Source organism: Streptomyces sp. NPDC002054 (assembly GCF_040296685.1).
Taxonomy (GTDB): Bacteria; Actinomycetota; Actinomycetes; order Streptomycetales; family Streptomycetaceae; genus Streptomyces.
This window is the reverse complement of the sequence record NZ_JBEOXT010000012.1, coordinates 21,453-39,658: the sequence shown is the minus strand read 5'-3', so window position 1 is coordinate 39,658 and position 18,206 is coordinate 21,453. Positions and strand designations below refer to the sequence as shown.

Below are 18,206 nucleotides of genomic sequence, written 5' to 3'. Positions count from 1 at the left end.
GTGACCGGCCGCGCCGGGCAGCCGGTCACCCTGAAGACCCCTGACACCACGAGGAAGTAGGGAGCACCACCGATGTACGGCAGTCCGCCCCCGGGCCCAGCCGACTGGCTGAAGACCTCGTACGCCCCTCGCACCACCCGGGCCACCGCCCGCCGCCGGCTGCTGTGCCTGCCGCCGGCCGGCGGAGCAGCGCACCTCTACCGCAACTGGGCCGCCTCCCTGCCCACCGGCACCGAGGTCCTCGCCGTCGAACTCCCGGGTCACGGGAGCCGCCTCACCGAGGAACCGCTGACCCGCATGGCGGAGGTGGTGGACGGGATCGTCACCGCCCTCGAGACCCTCCCGGACCCGGCCCTGCCGATGGTCATACTCGGCCACAGCATGGGCGCGGTGATCGGCTGGGAGCTGTGCCGCACCCTGCGCCACTACAGCGGACGGCCCGTCCGCGGCCTGGTGTCCGTGGCCTCACCCGCTCCCTCCCGGCCGGCCCCGGACCGCTGGAAGGCCGGTGCGGACAGCAGCGAGGAGGAACTGCTGACCCTGCTCGACCAGTCCGAGAGCCTGCCGCCGGAGCTGCGGCGCAATCCCGAGTTCCTGGACTTCTACCTGCCCGTGCTCCGCGCCGACATGGAGATCCTGGCCCGGCACCAGCCGCGCCGGGAATCCCCGCTGCCGTGCGACCTGCGCGTCTACACGGGAGAGAAGGACCCTCTGGTCAGCGAGGCCGACGCCTGGCCGTGGGACGGCGAGGAGACCGTCGGCAGCCGGGAGCTGGTCCGCTTCGCCGGAGGGCACTTCTTCCTTCACGAGAGCCCCGCTCCGTTCCTGGAGCGGCTGTCGGGCGATATCGAAGCCATGACGGGCGTGCCCGCGTGGAGCGGCCGGTAGGCCGCCGCACCGCGGCACCGTGACCTGTACCCGGCGGGGATCCCCCGCCGGGTACAGCCGTTTTCCGAGCCGGCCCCCTCACGCCGCTGCCCGCGATCTGTATCGGGGAGGACGTGGGCCGGACCTGGTGGGGATCTCCCGCAGGGTCCGGACACCGCCGGGGCCGGCGTACGCGCAATGCCGTCAGAGCGCCGGGTCATGCGAGGGGCACGCGGCCCGGCATGTCGCCACCCGGCCAGTCCGCGAACTCCCGCCCGCCGTACAGCAGGGGAGTCCCGGCCTCCTGGGCCACCTCGACGAGCGTCCCCAGGACAAGGGTGTGGGTGCCGACCTCCAGCATCCCGGCCACCTCGCACTCGGCGGTCACGAACGCGTCCTCGACCAGCCACGGCAGCCCGAGCCCGGGGGAGGGGCGCCAGTCCACCTCGGAGAACCGGTCGATGTTCGGGGTCGCGAACACCCCGGCCGCGCGGCGGCCCCCGGTGTGCAGCAGGTTCACGGCGAAGGAGCCGTGCTCGCGCAGGGCCTGCAGGGTGTCCCCGGCCGTGTTGAGGCAGACCGACACCGTCGGCGGTTCGGCGGTCACGCTCGCCAGGGACGAGGCCGTCAGTCCGCGCGGTATGCCGTCCCGGTCGTACGTGGTGACCACGGCGACACCGGAGGGGAAGGCGCTCATCATCGAGCGGAAGTGGGCGAGCGGGGCTGGGCGGGTCAGGGTCAGGGTGGTCATGGCGGATGGCCTTTCGGAGGGCCGGCGGGGTCCTGCCGGTTGGTGGGCTTCTGGGTTGGGGCCGGGGCCCGCGCGGCCGGTGGTCGCGCGGCTCCTCCTCGGCCCGGGCGCTCAGAACGGCAGCTCCGACGGCGAACGGGCCTGCGCGGTCCGGCCCGGCAGCGCCTGCTCCGTGGAGAGCACCCGTACCCGCTCCGGGGGCCGCCGGCCCGGGACCGGCCGGGTCTGGGCGATCAGGTCCGGGCCGCTGTGCACCGTGGCCAGCACCGAACGGACCCCGAGCACCGCCACCGCACCGGCGTAGTCCTCGCCCAGCGAGAGGTCGGCCAGCGCCGGCACCGGGCGCCGGCCGGCGTCCTGGCCGTGCCAGCGCACCAGGGCCGGCGGCTCGTCCGGCCCGGAGAGCGTGAAGTCGGTCATCGGGGTGTTGAGCCCCTCGCCGGTCGCCTTCAGAACGGCTTCCTTGCGCGTCCAGTAGGTCAGCCCGGCCCGTGCCCGCTCCCGCTCGGGCAGCCGCTCGACGGCTGCCCGCTCGGCTGGTGTCAGCACCAGGTCGTACTCCGGTGGGAGTCCTGGGCCGCCCCAGTGCTCGAAGCGTTCGACATCGACCCCCAGCGGACTGCCGAGGGCGATGGCCACCGCCACGATGTCGCCGGAATGCGTGATGGACAGCTCCCACCCCGCCCCGGCCCCCACCACTTGCGGCTTGCCGTGCGCCCCGCCGCATCCCGGGCACCGGGTGCGGAAGCTGATGGCCTCGGGCCCGGTGCCCACGAGGCTGGCCAGGGCCGTCTTGGCGAGGGTCCTGCCGGTGACGAACCGGGCCAGGTCGAGCTCGTGGGCGAAGGACGAGACACGGGTGAGCTCCGCGCTGTCGAGGAGCCCGAACCAGGACTGCGGGCTGGACAGCGGGCGCAGGGACCAGATGTGGCACTCGGCGGCGGCCTGCGGTGCGTCGGCGGCGCCTTCTGCGGGAGCCAGCAAGGTGCCGGCTGCGTGGATGGGCGTCATTCCGGGTTTCACCTCCCGTACTGCGGCAGTGCGTCTGCCGCTGCCACAAGTCTTCGGCTGGGCGGGGGTGCCCGGGTAGCAGGAAATCCTCCGTCCCCGGGTGGGTTATCCCTCCCTCGATATCGCCGTTATCGCCGTTATCGAGGGCCGGTGCCGAAGCGATAACAGCGCGAAAGCCCGGCTCCGTAATTTTCTCGGCAGAAGGAAGAACACGCAGCTCAGAGACCTGAGCGGCCAGCCGAGAAGGAGCCCGACATCATGAACAAGACCCTCACCACCGCCGTTAAGTCCCTCACCGTCACCCTGGTCGCCGGCACCGCGATATTCGCCTCTGCGGGCCTGGCCTCGGCGCAGGGTGAGGACGACCTGGGCCCCTGGGGCGTCTCGGCCGCCCCGACCGCCAAGGTGCAGGGTGACCTCGGCCCCTGGGCCCCGCCGGCCAAGGCGCAGGGTGACCTGGGCCCCTGGTAAACCGCCCCCAACCCCTGATCCCACCCACCGCTCCACCCACCGCTCCACCCACCGCTCCACCCACCCGCCGAGGGAATGTTCGAGGAGAAATCTCCGTTCCCGCTCCGGCTTCCCGTCACCCGCCCGATCGGGCACTCCGAAGGTGACGAGGCCCCACTCTTTCTCGCTGGAAGTTCCCTGCTGGTGACCTACATTGGGGGTCGCCGTAGACGAGGACTCGATGGACGGGGGCGAGGTGGGGGCACAACTCAGCTTCAAGGTATTGGGGCCACTGGAAGTGGCCGCGGGAGAAGGCGACATACCGCTCGGCGGTGCACGCCAGCGCACCATCCTCGCGCTGCTCCTGCTCACTCCCGGCCGCGTCGTTTCCGTGGACACCATGGTCGAGACGGTCTGGAACAACAATCCGCCGACCACGGCACGGACCCAGGTCGCCATCTGCGTCGCGGCCCTCCGCAAGATCTTCAAAGCCGCGGGGACCGCCGAGGACGTCATCGTCACCGCACATCCCGGATATCTCCTGAAGACCGAGGGGCACCGGGTCGATTCGGTCGAGTTCGCCGGACTGGTCCAGTCGGCCGAACAGCACGCCAAGGACGGCCGTCTCCAGGAAGCCGCTCACCACTACGCGCAAGCGCTGGGTCTCTGGCGCGGCTCCGCCTTCGCGGGCGTCGGCGGGCAGATCATCGACGACGAGACCGACCGCCTCGAGGAGCACCGGCTCAACGCCTACGACGACTCCACCCTCGTCCACCTCGAACTCGGCCAGCACCAGGAACTCATCCCGGAACTGGCCGCGATGGTCCGCGAACACCCCCTCCGCGAACGCATCCGCCACCACCTGATGCTCGCCCAGTACCGCTCCGGCCGCCGCGCCGACGCGATGGAGTCCTTCCGCGACGCACGCCGGCACCTGATCGACGAACTCGGCATCGAACCCGGACCCGACCTGCAGGAACTGCACGACGCGATCCTGCGTGACGACCCTTCACTGGCCGCGGTGGCTCCCGTGGCGGCAGAACGGCAGCCGGTGGCCGTGCAAGCGGTGCCTTCTGAACTCCCGCCTGACGTACCCGGCTTCACCGGCCGGGATGCGGAGCTCGCGGCGCTCGACAGCCTGGTGACCGGCGCGGACGAAGACCGCTCCTCCACCATCGGTGTCATCACCGGCGCCGCCGGTGTGGGCAAGAGCGGCCTCGCGACACGCTGGGCCTTCCGTGCCGCGGAGCACTTCCCCGACGGGCAGCTCTTCGTCGACCTTCGCGGGTACGACGAGCACCACGACCCCACCAAGACCCACGAGGTGCTCAGCCGCTTCCTGCGGTCCTTGGGGGTGCCCGGCGAGCAGGTACCTGCCGAGCTGGAGGAGCGGATCTCGCTCTACCGCAGCCTGCTGGCAGACCGGCGCGTGCTGATCATCCTCGACAACGCGCGCAGCTACACCCAGATCCGCCCGCTGCTGCCAGGCAGCGGCAGGTGCTGTGTGGTCGTCACCAGCCGGGATCAGCTGGAGCAGCTGGTGGCCTGGCCCTCGCAGGCCCGCATCCACCTGGGAGTGCTGTCCGAGCCGGAGGCCGTCCAGCTGCTCACGACCATCGTCGGCGAGCGCAGGATCGGTCCGGCCCGTGCCGATGCCGCCCGACTGGCCGAACTCTGCGAGCGGCTGCCGCTGGCCCTGCGGATCGCGGCTGCCCGGCTCGCCTCCAAGCCGCACTGGCCCGTGAAGTTCCTGGTCTCGAGGCTCAGTGACGAGCGCCGCCGACTCGATGAGCTCAGCCAGGGCGAATCCCAGATCCGCGCGAGCTTCGCGCTCAGCTACCGGTACCTGCCGGAGGACTCTGCCCGGCTCTTCCGCCGGCTCGGGCTGCTCGACGTACCGGACTTCACCGCCTGGGCCGCGGCGGCGCTCCTCAACAACGAAGTGCTGGACGCCGAGCGGCTCATCGAGCACCTGGTCGATGCGCAGTTCCTCGAAGTGGTCACCATGGACGCCACCGGTCAGCTGCGCTACCGGTTCAACGGCTTGCTACGGCTGTACGCAGCGGAGCGCGCCCACCAGGACGAGCCGGAGCCGGACCGGCTCGCGGCCTGTACTCGCTTCCTGCGGACGTTCCTGACCATCGCGGAGGAGGCCGGTCGGCGAGAGGGAGCCGGAAACAGCACGGTCACGCACAGTGGTGTGCAGCGCCGGCGGATCGATTCGGGACTTCTGGAGGAGCTGCTCGATGTGCCTCTGGACTGGTTCGAGGCCGAACGGCTGGGCCTGATGGCCTCCGTCCGGCAGGCAGGCCGACTGGGGATGGCGGACATCGCCTGGGATCTGACGATCTCTTCGACGATCTTCTTTGCCACCCGGCGATACCCCGAGGTGTGGCGTCAGTGCTGTGAGGAAGCCCTGGCGGCTGCCTACGACGCAGGAGATCTCCTCGGACAGGGAGCGATGCGCTACAGCCTGGGCACGCTGGAGATGACCAGCAGCCTGGAGGCCGCGTCCCCGCACTTCGACGAGGCACTCCGGCTGTACACGGACGCCGGTGAGGAACAGGGCCGGGGGATGGCCTTGCGCTGCATGGCCATGATCGACCGCAACCGGGGCGACTTGGACCTCGCGATGGAGCGCTGTGCGGAGGCGCTGTCCATCTTCCGGGCCATCGGAGATCACCTGTGCGAGGCGCACACCCTGAGCAATATGGCGGAGACCGAACTGGCTCGGGAGCGCCCGGAGGCGGCGCTGGACTTCGCCTTGGACGCGGTACGGATCGAGGAGAGCACGGGTGTGGAAGGCACCCGCAATCTGGCTCAGGCGTTGTACCGGCTCGGCCGCGTCCAGCTAGCGCTCGGTCAGTTGAAGGAGGCCGAGGGGTCGTTCCTGCGCACTGTGCGGATCGTCAAGGAGAAGTCCGACATGGTCGGCCTGGCCTACGCTCTCCTCGGTCTGGGCGAGACCCGGTTCACCACCGGGTCGGTCGACTTGGCCGGGACCACACTGGAAGACGCGCTGGACATCGCCGAGGAGATCAAGAGCCCTCTGGCCGCCGGCCAGATCAGCTTCGTCCTCGCCCAGGTCTGGGAGCAGCGCGGCCACGCCGAGGAGGCCCGGGCCCATCTGCTGACCGCCCAGGAGAAGTTCACCGCCGTCGGGGCCCCCGTCTGGCTGCGGCGGGCCGAGGAGGCGCTCGGGGCGCTCGTCGACTGATCCGGGCCGCACCACGAAAGGTGCCCCCGGCCTGGATCCCAGGGATGCTGTTGGCTAATTGAGGGGGCCTGCGTGACGGCGGTTCCCAAGACCCGGTTGTGGTCTTGGGAACCGCCGTTGTCGTATGGGGAGGGTGTCGATGTCGATGCAGCCGATGGAGCCGGGTGGGGTGCCGGCGGAGACGGTGCGGGTGGCGAAGGCAGCGTTCCCCAAGGGCAGTCTGGCGATCCGGCTGAGGGACGAGTTGGGGATGTTATTCACCGATGAGCAGTTCGCCGGGTTGTTCCCGTCTCGGGGCAAGCCGGCCTGGTCGCCGGGACGGCTGGCGCTGGTGTCGGTGCTGCAGTTCGCCGAAAGCCTGCCCGACCGGCAGGCAGCGCAGGCGGTGCGGGCCCGGATCGACTGGAAGTACGCGCTCGGCCTGGAGTTGACCGACCCCGGGTTCGACTACTCCGTCCTGAGCGAGTTCCGGGCCCGGCTGGTCGAGGCGGATGCCGGACAGCAGATCTTCGATCAGGTGCTGGAGACGGCCCGCGAGGCCGGGTTGGTGCGGGCGCGAGGTCGGGCGAGGACCGACTCCACGCACGTGCTGGCCGCGGTCCGGTCGCTGAACCGGCTGGAGTGCGTCATCGAGACCCTGCGGGCAGCGCTCGATGCAGTCGCGGCCGTCGCTCCCGAGTGGCTGGCCTCCCACATGGACCCCGCGTGGTTCGACCGGTATGCCGCCCGGCCGGACGACTTCTGGCTGCCGGAACACCGCCGCAAGCGGATCGAGCTGGGCGAACAGACCGGCCGGGACGGGATGCGGCTGCTGACCGACGTGTTCGCGTCTGCCGCGCCGGCCTGGCTGCGTCAGGTGCCGGCCGTTGAGATCCTGCGCCTCACCTGGGTGCAGCAGTACACGATCAGCGCGGAGGGCGAGGTGGTGTGGCGGGACCCAAAAGACTGCCCGCCGGGCGCGAAGCGCCTGGTCAGTCCCCATGACACCGAGGCCCGCGCGAGCGTGAAGCGGGACATCGGCTGGGACGGCTTCAAGGTGCACCTGACCGAGACCTGCGACCCGGATGTCCCGCACCTGATCACCAACGTGCTGACCACCTGCTCCACCGTCCCCGACATCAAGGCCACCGATCCGGTCCATGAGGCACTCTCGGCCCGTGACCTGCTGCCCGGCGAGCATGTGGTGGACATGGGATATGTCGACGGTCCCCGCATCGTCACCGCCCTCCAGGAGCACGGTGTCACCCTGATCGGTCCGATGGCCCGCAACACCACCCGCCAGGCCAAAGGGACCTATGCCCAGGACGCGTTCACCGTGGACTGGGAGAACAAGACCGTGACCTGCCCGAACGGCGCGACCGCCCGCAACTGGCGCGAGGCACTCTCGCACCGCGGCACCCCGATCATCCGCATCACGTTCCGCAAGACCGACTGCCGGCCCTGCCCGGTCCGCTCCGAATGCATCAGCTCCGCCGCGGCCGACCAGCGGCAGGTCACCGTTCGCCCGCGTCCCGCCCACGAAGCCATCCAGCAGGCCCGCGCCGCCCAGGGCACCCCCGAATGGCACGAACGCTACGCGGCCCGCGCCGGTATCGAGGGCACGATCTCCCAGGCCGTCCACAACAACGGCCTGCGGCGCTGCCGCTACCACGGACTGCCCAAAACCCGGCTCCAGCACCACCTCACCGCAGCCGCGATCAACCTCGCCCGCATCGACGCCTGGTACTCCGACAGACCCCGAGCCCGAACCCGCACCACACACCTGGAAGCACTCCGCCCTGCCGACCAAAGGCCGGCAGGGCGGAGGAGGCTACGGGCCCTCAATTAGCCAACAGCATCCCTGGGATCCAGGCCGGGGGCACGCTTGTGTGTACGGGGAGCGGCTCAGCCGAAGAGTTCCGCCAGGGCCTCCATGTCGATCGGGACCGGCGGCAGCCGGAAGCCGGCCGGGGGCTCGGTGCCCAGGAGGTTGCGGACCAGGAAGTCCCAGCGGCGCTGGTTCACGTAGTGCTCGTAGCCGAAGTAGATGTGGTCGGCGTCCGGCACGATCACCAGGTCGAAGTCCTTGCCGTGCTGCACCAGCCGCTCCGCGAGCCGGAGCGTCAGCTGCGGGGAGACCCGGTCGTCCAGGCCGCCGTGGACCAGCAGGAGCTTGCCGGCCAGGCGGTCCGCGAGCTCCGCGTTCGAGGTGGCCGTGTAGTCCGCCTCGCCGACCGGGCCGTGGTAGCCCTCGCCCAGGCCGGGCTCCAGCAGGCGGAAGTCGTGCATGCCGGACTCGGCGACGCCGGCCTTGAACAGCTCCGGGTACTGCAGCATCGCCCGCACCGCCGCGTAGCCGCCGGAGGACATGCCGGTGACGCCGACCCGGTCCAGGTCCATCCACGGCCGGGTCGCGGCCAGTTCGCGGATCGCCGCCACATGGTCCGGCAGGCCGGTGGCATCGCCCAGGTTGCCGTACGAGGCGTCGTGGAACGCCTTGCTCCGGCCCGGCGAGCCCTGGCCGTCCACCGCGATCACGACGAAGCCCAGCGCGGCCAGCACCTCGGCGTCGTAGCCGTAGTAGCCCGGGTCGAAGGAGGGGCTCACCCGGGTCGCGGTCGGGAGGCCGTACGGGGTGTCGATGACCGGGTAGCGGCGCGCGGGGTCGAAGCCGTGCGGCTTGTAGAGCAGGCCGTGGATGTCGATGGTGCCGTCGGCCGAGGCGACCGTGAAGTGCTCGGGCGCGGTCCAGCCGGCGGCCTTCAGCCCGGTGATGTCGGCGCGCTCCAGCTCCACCAGGACCTCGCCGGACCAGTCCCGGACGGTGATCACCGGCGGGGTGTCGGAGGCGGAGGCCGAGTCGAGGAAGTAGCCGGCGTCCGGTGCGACGGTGACCGCGTGGTCGAGGTCGTCCCCGGTCAGCCGGGTGAAGCCGGTGCCGTCCAGGTTGGCCTTGCAGACCGTGCGGCGGTACGGGTTCTCCTCCACCAGCCCGGAGGCGGTGAAGTACACGACCCGCTGCTCCTCGTCCACGCGCAGGATCTCCTGCACGCCCCAGGGACCGGAGGTGATCTGTGCGACCGGCTCCGCGGAGCCGGTCGCGTACAGGTAGAGGTGGCCCCAGCCGTCGCGCTGCGAGTACCAGATCACCTCGTTGCCGCCGGACAGGACCCGGACCAGGGGCTGCTGGAGCTGCTGCTGGGCCGGCTCCACCCGGGTGTCGCCGGTCTCGGTGACCAGGGTGCGGACCTCGCCGGAGTCCGGGTCGAGGCGGTGCAGGCTCAGGGTCCGGTGGTCGCGGGTCCGGGCGAGGTAGAAGACGGCCGAGCCGTCCTCGGCCCACCAGGCCCACTTCTGGAAGATCGGCGACATCATCGACATCGCGACCGGCTCGGCCTGCGCGACCGTGGAGGTGCCCGAGGCGATGTCGAACACGACGAACTCGGCGACCGGTATGTGCTCGTCCCCGGGGACCGCGAAGCGCGGGGAGAGCAGGCCGGGCTCGCTGCCGTCGGCGGGCGCCGCCTGCACCAGGTGGGTGCGGCGGACGCCGGCCTGGCCGGTGCGGTGGGTCAGCACCCGGGCCGAGTCCGGGGACCAGGCCACGGCGGGCGGCAGGTGCGGCAGCCCGATCTTCCCCAGCAGGGTGGAGTACATGAGGTAGTCGGGGTTGGCGCCGTAGTCGTGGTCCTCGGTGCCGTCGGAGGTCAGGGCCCAGTCCCGGCTGCCGTCCAGCGTCAGCGCGCGCAGGTCGTGCCCGGCCCGGTAGACGGCGTGCTTGCGGTCGGGCGCGGGCACGGCGAGCGGGTTGCCGGGGGCGTCGCCCTCGGCCTTCTCCACCGCGTAGTGGTCCAGGCGGCACCGCCAGTGCGCACCGAAGGCGTCGAACTCGACCGCGTCGGCGACCGGCTGGATGGCCGGGAACGGCAGCGCCGCCGCGTCCACCTCCTGGCCCGACGCGGCGGCCAGGGCTGCCGCCAGGCGCTCGTGGTCGAAAGCGAGCGCCCGGGTGCCGGTCTTCGGGTCGACGAGGACGAACCTCTTTCCCTCGGCCGTGCCGACCGTGTACCAGAAGCGGCTGCCGGCCTCAATCCACCGCGGAGTTACTTTGTCACCGCGGACGAGTTCCTTTCGGTTGTGCCGGAGAAGCCGCTCCGCCGCCTCATAGGCCCGCACGTCAAGTTCGGTCGAGTGCATCGGGTGTGTGCCCTTCCTTCGGAGTGGTTGTACGGATTCCGTCCGTGAATCGGAACGTGCGCGCGCGTAGCGCTGACTTTCGTTACCGGGGCAGCTCTCATCATCGCCACCGGGCAGCCGTCCTGTCGACAGGACACCGGCTGCGCCTGACAAGAGGCCTGCCAAGCAGGCTGACAGGACATATATAGATGCTTCGTAGAACCGAATGTCACATTGGGTTGCGTACGTAAGTGGGCTTATGAACTGAGGTGTTGGCGTGGGTACGCGGAACCCCGAAAATGTCGTGATCGTGGGCGGTGGAGTCGCAGGCTGGATGACCGCTTCCTATCTCAAAGCCGCATTCTCCGACCGGATTTCCATCACGCTGATCGAATCGGGATCCGATGCCGCGGCGGCGGGCCCGCTGTCCGGAGACGAGACGACCTTCAGTGACTTCGGACGGTTCTTCGATTTCCTCGGCCTGGCCGAAGAGGACTGGATGCCGGCCTGCAATGCCGCATACAAACTCGCGGTCCGCGTCCAGGACTGGAACCGTCCGGGGCAGCACTTCTACCACCCGTTCGAGCAGACCCGGTCCGCAGGCGGATTTCCGCTGACCGAATGGTGGCTGCACAACGGGCCGAGCGGGCGCTTCGACCGCGACTGCTTCGTGGTGGCCTCGCTGTGCGACGCCGGCCGCAGCCCCCGGCACCTCGACGGCTCCCCGACCGACGGCCTGCGCGGCGAGGCCGTCGGCGGGCAGCTCCCGTACGCCTACCACCTGGACGCGGCCCTGCTCGCCGAGTACCTCGGCGACCACGCCCGGGGCCGCGGGGTGCGGTGCCTGACCGACGAGGTCGCCGAGGTACGGCTGGACGAGCGCGGCTGGATCAGCCACCTGGTCACCCGGGAGCACGGAGAGGTCCACGGCGACCTGTTCGTGGACTGCACCGGCTTCCAGGGCCTGCTGATCAACCGGGCGCTCCGGGTCCCCTTCGTCTCCTACCAGGGCGCCCTGCCCAACGACAGCGTGGTCGCGCTCCAGGTCCCCGCCGACATGCGGGCCCGCGGGATCGCCCCCTACACCACCGCCACGGCCCGGAGCGCGGGCTGGATCTGGACGATTCCGCTGGTCAGCCGACTGGGTACGGGCTACGTCTACGCCCGGGACTACTGCAGCCCCGAGGAGGCCGAGCGCACGCTGCGCGCCGTCGTCGGCCCCGAGGCCGCCGAGGTGGCGGCCTCCCACGGCACCCTGCGGGTCGGCCGCAGCCGGCAGGCGTGGAAGAACAACTGCGTGGCGGTCGGCGCCTCCGCCGGCTTCGTCGAGCCGCTGGCCTGCTCCGAGGCCTCCTTCGTCCACCACGCGGTCGCCGAGCTGGTCCGGAGCTTCCCCGGCGCCGACCGGCAGCCCGAGGCGGTCGCGGCCTTCAACGCCTCGGTGGCCCGGGTGACCGACGATGCCCGGGACTTCCTGGCGCTGCACTACCAGGGCGCCGCGCGGGAGGACTCGCAGTACTGGCGGGACACCAAGACCCAGACCCTGCCGCGGGCGCTCGCCGAGCGCATCGAGCGGTGGCGGGCGCGGATGCCGGACGCGGGCGCGGACGGTGGGCCTGCGGCCGGGCCCGGGCTGACCCCGGACTCGTACGCCTGCATCCTGCTGGGCACCGGGGCGATGCCGCTGCGGCCCTCGCCGGCCGTGTCCCTGGCCGACGACGAGGCCGCCCGCAGGCAGTTCGCCGAGGTCCGGGACACCGCCCGGGCGCTGGTCGACACGCTGCCGAGCCAGTACGAGTACTTCGCCCAGATGGGCGTTCCGGCCTGAGCCCTTCCCCTCCGCCCCCGGACCCCCCGCCGGGGGCGGAGGCTCAGTGCCGCAGGGCCGCCGGGCGGTGCAGTGCGGGGTCGGCGCTCAGGATGGCCTGGTGCACCTCGCGCAGCAGCGGCCCGGGCTCGAGGCCGAGGTCCGCGGCGAGCCGCCGTCTGCCGCTGTCGTAGAGCGCCAGCGCCTCGGCCTGCCGGTCGCACCGGTAGAGCGCCGTCATCAGCTGGGCGCGGAAACGTTCATGCATCGGGTGCCGGTCGATCAGCCGGGTCAGCTCCGGCAGCACCTGGAGGTGCATCCCGACCGCGAGGTCCGCCTCGATCCGGCTCGCCAGCGCGGAGATCCGGGCCTCCTCGATCGGCGGCCCCTCGACTGCGGCCAGCTGCTCCGAGACGTTGGCGAGGGCCGGCCCGCGCCACAGCGCCAGCGAGGCGCGCAGCAGCCCGGCGGCCTCCGGGAACCGCCCGGCGATCAGCTCCAACTGCCCGCGCATGGCCAGTTTCCGGAACTCGACGAGATCGAAAGAGGCCGCACCGATCTCCATGAGATATCCGTTCGGACGGCGGCTGATGACCGCCCGCGGGCCGAGGGTCCGGCGAATCCGGGAGACATAGGTGTAGATCTGCGCGTGGAGCGTGCGGGGCGGATGTTCCCCCCACAGGAAGCGGCTCAGTTCGGAATCGGGCAGGAAAGAGCCTTCGGCGATGAGCAGGGCCGCCAGAACCGTTCGCTGCTTGGGCCCGTCCAGCGGAATGCCGACACCGCCGTCCCGTACTTCCACGGGTCCCAGAATCCCGTACTCCATCGAAATTCCCTCGCAGATCCACATTGATGTCATATGAGATAAGCCCGGGAATCCGCCGGTGTCCATGCGGCGGTTCAGGACGTCCCGGCGGAGCATGTCCGGAACTGTCCTGTCGACGGGACGGCACCTGCCGGGCCGGGCCGCCGGGGCCGGTGACGCTTGACTCGGACGGCGCGGACGCATGAGGGTGTTGGGCGTCGTGAGGGCCCCGAATACCGGACTTGCACTGACGACTTCGCGCCAGGGGGGAGCGTAAGGTTCATTCGGACAGCCTTGCTGTCGATCTATCAGATCGCGGAATTTGATGACGCCGTGCGCCGTGAGGTGACCCGCGCCGGTGTGCCGAACCGCCGTCTTCCCGTACAGAAACCTTCGCCGGAGCGAGGAGTAGCCAGCACATGCTGCCGTTGGAAAGCCAGGAACTGGTCCCCGAAACCCCCTACATCTGGCGTGCAAAGCGTCCGGAATCGACCCATCGGCTGATCTGTTTCCCGCATGCGGGCGCCGGTGCGGCTGCCTATGCCGAGTGGGTCGGGCTGCTCCCGCCGCAGATCGAGCTGGTTGCCGTACAGCTGCCCGGCCGTCAGAACCGTATCGCCGAGGACCCCTTCACGGAGGTCGCTCCGCTCGTCACGGTGCTCAGCCAGGCGCTGCGCCCGGTGTTCGACGGCCCCTTCTCCTTCTTCGGGCACTCCGGCGGCGCCTCGCTCGCCTACGAGCTCACCAAGACCCTGCGGGCGCGCGGCAGTCGGGGACCGGAGCAGCTGTTCCTCTCCGCGCAGCCGGCACCGGGGGAGAGCGGCCTGCGGCAGCTGCACGACCTCTCCGACGAGGAGCTCGCGGCCGAGATCGTCGCGCTCGGCGGCCTCGACCCCGAGATAGCCGAGGACGAGGACGTCATGGAGTCCCTCCTCTTCACGCTCCGCGCGGACTTCGCCCTCTGGGAGCGGCACGAGTCGGCCGGCGACACCCCGCTGGACATCCCGATCACCGCGCTCACCGGCAAGTCCGACCCGCGCGCGCCCCTGGAGCACGTCGAGCGCTGGCGGGACTTCACCACCGCCCCCTTCGAGACGGAGCTCTACCCCGGCGGCCACTTCTACTTCCTGGAAGAGCCCTCCGAGGTGGTCTCGGTCATCAGCCGCAGGATTCTGAACCCCGCAACCTCCGGGAGGACCGCATGACCGCCCCCGACCTGCTCGGCGACGGCGCACTCGACGCCATCACCGCCGCGGCCAAGGAAGTTCCCGGAGTGTTCGACGCGGTCGCCGTCGCCCGCAAGGTGCGGGCCGCCGATCCGGTGGCGGCGCAGCCGGCCGCGGTGACGGAACCCGCCGCCCCCGCCCCCGTTGCTGCCCCCGCCGCCGTTCCGGCCGCTGTCGTGGCGCCCACGGCGGACGAGCCGGCCGGCCCGGCCTCCGACCTCTACGGCGGGGACCTCATCGTGCGCCCCGGTACGCCGGCCACCCTGCAGGAAGCCCTGCGCGCGGCGGCCGAGCAGGCCCCGGGCAAGGGCACCGTCTACCTCCGGGCCGGCGAGGAGGACGTCTTCCAGACGTACGCCGAGCTGCTCGCCGCGGCGGAGCAGGCACTGGCCGGCTTCCGTGCCGCGGGCCTGCAGCCGGGCGACGCCGCCCTGTTCGTCTTCGACGACAACCGCGGCTACCTGACCGCCTTCTGGGCCTGTGTGCTCGGCGGCTTCGTGCCGACCCCGGTCGCCGTGGCCACCTCCTACACCTCCCCGAACGAGGTCAACCGCAAGCTGCGGGGCGCCTGGAACCTGCTCGGCCGCCCGGTGCTGGTCACCGACTCGGCCACCGCGGGCGCGCTGGCCGGCGTACGCGAGCTGTGGGGCGAGCCGGACGTCCGCATCCTGACCGTCGAGGAACTCACCGCCCACGAGCCCGACCGGGACTGGTTCCCGGCCACCGCCGACTCCCCGGTGCTCAACCTGCTCACCTCGGGCAGCACCGGCGTCCCCAAGTGCGTGCAGCACACCCACGCCAGCGTGGTCGCCCGCGAGCTCGCCGTCATCCAGCACTGCGGTCTCACCGCCGAGGACGTCAGCCTCATCTGGATGCCCTTCGACCACGTCACCGTCGCCTACTACAACGTCCGCGACGTGTTCCTGCAGTGCATGCACGTCAACGCGAAGATCCACCACTTCCTCGCCGACCCGCTGCAGTGGCTCGACTGGATCGAGCGCTACCGCGCCACCAACGTGTGGGCGCCGAACTTCGCCTTCGCGCTGATCAACGAGCGTGCCGAGGAGATCGCCGCCGGGTCCTGGGACCTCTCCAGCCTCCGCGAGATCTCCAACGCCGGCGAGCCGGTCGTCGCCGCCACCAGCCACCGCTTCCTGGAGCTGCTGGCCCCACACGGGCTGCCCGCCGACGCGATGGTGCCGTGCTGGGGCATGTCCGAGACCTGCTCCGGCGTCACCTACACCCGCCAGAGCCGGGAGGACCGCGCCGCCGGCACGGTCGCCATCGACCCGGCCTCGCTCAGCGGGGCCATCCGCCACCTCGACCCCGGCCACGAGGACGCGGTCGTCCTGTCCCGGGTCGGCCGGCCGATCCCCGGCGTGCGGATCCGCGTCGTCGGCGACAACGGCGCCGTCCTGCCCGAGGGCCGGATGGGCGAGCTCGTCATCACCGGCCCGACGATCATGCGCGGCTACTTCGCCAACGACGAGGCCAACGCCGAGGCCTACGACGCCGAGGGCTGGTTCCACACCGGCGACCTGGCGTTCGTCCGGGACGGCGAGGTCGTCATCGCGGGCCGCAAGAAGGACCAGATCATCGTCCGCGGCATCAACTACATGGCGCACGAGCTGGAGAGCGTGGTCGAGCGGGTCGACGGGGTGCGGGTCACCTTCTCCGCGGCCGTCGGCGTCCGCGAGCCCGGGGCCGGCTCCGACGACCTGGCGGTGTTCTTCGTCCCGACGGACTGGGACGCGGACACCCTGGCCCGGACCGCCGAGCAGGTGCGCGCCGTGCTGGTGCGCGAGGCCGGCGTCTCGCCCGACCTGATCATCCCGGTCACCGAGGAGGAGTTCCCCAAGACCGGCAGCGGCAAGGTCCAGCGCGCCGCGCTGGTCACCGCCCTGCGGGCGGGCGCCTTCGCCGACCGGCTGGCCGGCTCCGAGCCGGAGGCCGAGGAGGACGGCGAGGACACTTGGCTCTTCGGCCGGCAGTGGGTGCAGCTCCCCGAGCCCGCCGCGGCCCCCGCCGGCGACGCTGCCGCCGCCGGCGTGACCGTCGCGATCGCCGCGGACCAGGACCTGAAGTGGCTCGACCTCCAGGGCACCGTGGTCACCGTCCGCCGCGGCGCGCAGTACGCCGAGGACGGCCCGGACCGCTTCCGGCTGCGCACCACCGACCGCACCGAACTCCGGCGCCTGCTGAGCGAGGCCACCGCCCGCCACGGCGAGCTCTCCACCGTGGTCCTGGCCCTGCCGATGCTGGGCCGCAGCGGCGGCTCCGCCGCCCGGCTGGACACCGCCACCGAGGAGTTCACCGCCCTGATCTCGGTGCTCGCCGACGGCGAGTTCGGCCGCCCGCTGCTCCTCGTGGTCAGCCAGGGCGCCCTCTACGTCCAGCAGGGCGACACCCTCGACCTGGGCGCCGTCCACCTGCCCGGACTCGTCCGGACCGCGATCGCCGAGGCCGCCCCGCTGCCCGTCCGGCAGCTCGACCTGACCCCCTGCCCGATCGACTGGCCCGCCGCGGTGCGCGCCGAGCTCGCCGACCGGACCCGTACCGGGGTGATCGCCTCGCGCGACGGCAAGCGCTGGCAGCCGAAGCTGGTCCCGGTCGCCGAGGACGAGGTCACGGGCGCGGGCACGGGCGCCGCCCGGCAGCCCGTGACCCCGGGCGGGCTGTACCTGGTCACCGGTGGTCTCGGCGGCATCGCGCACGACATCGCCGGCTACCTGCTGGCCGCCTTCGGGATCCGCCTGCTCCTGGTGGGCCGCTCGGCCGCCGAGGGCGACAAGGCCGCCCGGCTCGCCGAACTGTCCGCCTTCGGGCAGGTCGCGTACGAGCAGCTCGACGTCGCCGACGAGGCCGCCCTGGAGGCCGCGATCGCCGCGGCGGAGGCCCGCTGGGGCCGCCCGCTCGACGGCGTGCTGCACCTGGCCGCAGCCGACCCGACCGGCCAGTGGTCCGAGCTGGAGAAGCACACCCTCGCGAAGGAGACCCGCGAGACCTTCGACCTGCACTACGGCGCCAAGGTCGCCGGCACCCTGGCCATCGCCAAGGCGCTGGAATCCCGTCCGGACGCCTCCCTGGTGCTCTTCGGATCCGTCAACGGCGAATTCGGCGGCCATTCCTTCGGCGCCTATTCCGCCGCGAACAGCTTCCTGACCGGATTCGCCGACCACTGGCGCCACGAGCGCGGGCGCACCGTGCACTGCCTGGCGTGGAGCATGTGGACCGGCGTCGGCATGAACAAGTCGCAGTCCGCCGCAGCCGCCGAACACCGCGGATTCCGTTCCATCGACCCGGAGACCGGCCTTCGGCTGTTTCTCAACGCCATGGCCGGAGACCAGCACTATCTGGTGGTCGGGCTCGACCTGAAGAACCCGGCCATTGTCGAGGAACTCGTACCGCAGAAGCTGCGGGTGAGCGAAATCGTCATCGCCTTCATTTCCGATGCTCCGGAACAGGCTTCCGTACGTGCCGCCATAGCGGAAAATGTGGGAAGCTTGGCCGTGCCGGTACGTATCGTCGCAGTGCCCCGCATCCCCAGGGACGCCTACGGCGCGGTGGACACCGCCCAGCTGCTGCACGACGTCGCACCGGACAAGCCGAGTCGCAAGTACACCGAGCCCGCAACCGAGTTGGAGCGAAACCTCGCTCTGATCTGGTCCGATGCCCTGGGCCGTCCGGAAGTCGGCAGGGACGATTCCTTCTTCGAACTCGGTGGGAATTCACTGCGGGCAACTCGCCTGCTGGCACTCGTCGACAACAAGCTCGGATTCCGGGTATCGACCCAAGAGCTGTACGAGCTGCCGACCGTGGCGGGAATGGCCGCGACCATCGAACGGCACACGACGAACTGACTGACCCTCAGCCGTCTTTAGTGGTGTCCTGCTGCCACACAATGCCACGTCTGCGCA

General features: G+C 71.2%; 11 protein-coding genes. 7 read left to right on the top strand and 4 right to left on the bottom strand.

Annotation, left to right across the window (positions count from 1 at the left end):
- Positions 1–72: 72 nt before the first annotated feature.
- Positions 73–888 (top strand): thioesterase II family protein, encoded by an 816-nt coding sequence (locus ABT123_RS13310; protein ID WP_351312834.1) that lies wholly within the window; start codon positions 73–75, stop codon positions 886–888.
- A 196-nt stretch (positions 889–1,084) separates the two neighbouring features.
- Here the strand turns inward: ABT123_RS13310 and ABT123_RS13305 are convergent, their stop codons facing one another.
- Together ABT123_RS13305 and ABT123_RS13300 are read right to left on the bottom strand one after the other, a co-directional pair.
- Positions 1,085–1,618, bottom strand: a complete 534-nt coding sequence (locus tag ABT123_RS13305) for a flavin reductase family protein (RefSeq protein ID WP_351312833.1) — start codon at positions 1,616–1,618, stop codon at positions 1,085–1,087.
- A 111-nt stretch (positions 1,619–1,729) separates the two neighbouring features.
- A complete protein-coding gene (locus ABT123_RS13300) occupies positions 1,730–2,629 on the bottom strand; it encodes a 4'-phosphopantetheinyl transferase family protein (protein WP_351312831.1) in 900 nt (299 codons plus the stop codon).
- Between the two features lie 258 nt (positions 2,630–2,887).
- Here ABT123_RS13300 and ABT123_RS13295 point away from each other — a divergent pair, with 258 nt between their 5' ends.
- From ABT123_RS13295 to ABT123_RS13285, 3 genes are all read left to right on the top strand, one after another.
- Positions 2,888–3,100 (top strand): hypothetical protein, encoded by a 213-nt coding sequence (locus ABT123_RS13295; RefSeq protein ID WP_351312830.1) that lies wholly within the window; start codon positions 2,888–2,890, stop codon positions 3,098–3,100.
- 193 nt (positions 3,101–3,293) lie between these two features.
- On the top strand, positions 3,294–6,296 hold the full coding sequence (locus tag ABT123_RS13290; RefSeq protein ID WP_351312828.1) for an AfsR/SARP family transcriptional regulator: 3,003 nt from the start codon (positions 3,294–3,296) through the stop codon (positions 6,294–6,296).
- Between the two features lie 139 nt (positions 6,297–6,435).
- The gene (locus tag ABT123_RS13285) at positions 6,436–8,124 is read left to right on the top strand and encodes an IS1182 family transposase (RefSeq protein WP_351312827.1); all 1,689 of its coding nucleotides are present in this window, start codon (positions 6,436–6,438) and stop codon (positions 8,122–8,124) included.
- A 56-nt stretch (positions 8,125–8,180) separates the two neighbouring features.
- Here ABT123_RS13285 and ABT123_RS13280 read toward each other — a convergent pair whose 3' ends face one another.
- Positions 8,181–10,472: a S9 family peptidase gene (locus ABT123_RS13280; protein ID WP_351312825.1), complete on the bottom strand. Its 2,292-nt coding sequence runs from the start codon at positions 10,470–10,472 to the stop codon at positions 8,181–8,183.
- Between the two features lie 256 nt (positions 10,473–10,728).
- On the opposite strand from ABT123_RS13280, the gene ABT123_RS13275 reads away from it, so the two are divergent.
- On the top strand, positions 10,729–12,279 hold the full coding sequence (locus tag ABT123_RS13275; protein WP_351312823.1) for a tryptophan halogenase family protein: 1,551 nt from the start codon (positions 10,729–10,731) through the stop codon (positions 12,277–12,279).
- Positions 12,280–12,322: 43 nt separating this feature from the next.
- Here the strand turns inward: ABT123_RS13275 and ABT123_RS13270 are convergent, their stop codons facing one another.
- Positions 12,323–13,084, bottom strand: coding sequence for an AfsR/SARP family transcriptional regulator (locus tag ABT123_RS13270; protein ID WP_351312822.1), 762 nt, complete (start codon positions 13,082–13,084; stop codon positions 12,323–12,325).
- Positions 13,085–13,482: 398 nt separating this feature from the next.
- Here ABT123_RS13270 and ABT123_RS13265 point away from each other — a divergent pair, with 398 nt between their 5' ends.
- Together ABT123_RS13265 and ABT123_RS13260 are read left to right on the top strand one after the other, a co-directional pair.
- Entirely contained in the window at positions 13,483–14,268 is a 786-nt protein-coding gene (locus ABT123_RS13265; RefSeq protein ID WP_351312820.1) for a thioesterase II family protein, read from the top strand.
- Positions 14,265–18,149, top strand: a complete 3,885-nt coding sequence (locus tag ABT123_RS13260; RefSeq protein ID WP_351312818.1) for an SDR family NAD(P)-dependent oxidoreductase — start codon at positions 14,265–14,267, stop codon at positions 18,147–18,149. The genes ABT123_RS13265 and ABT123_RS13260 overlap by 4 nt, the downstream gene beginning before the upstream one ends.
- Positions 18,150–18,206 lie beyond the last annotated feature (57 nt).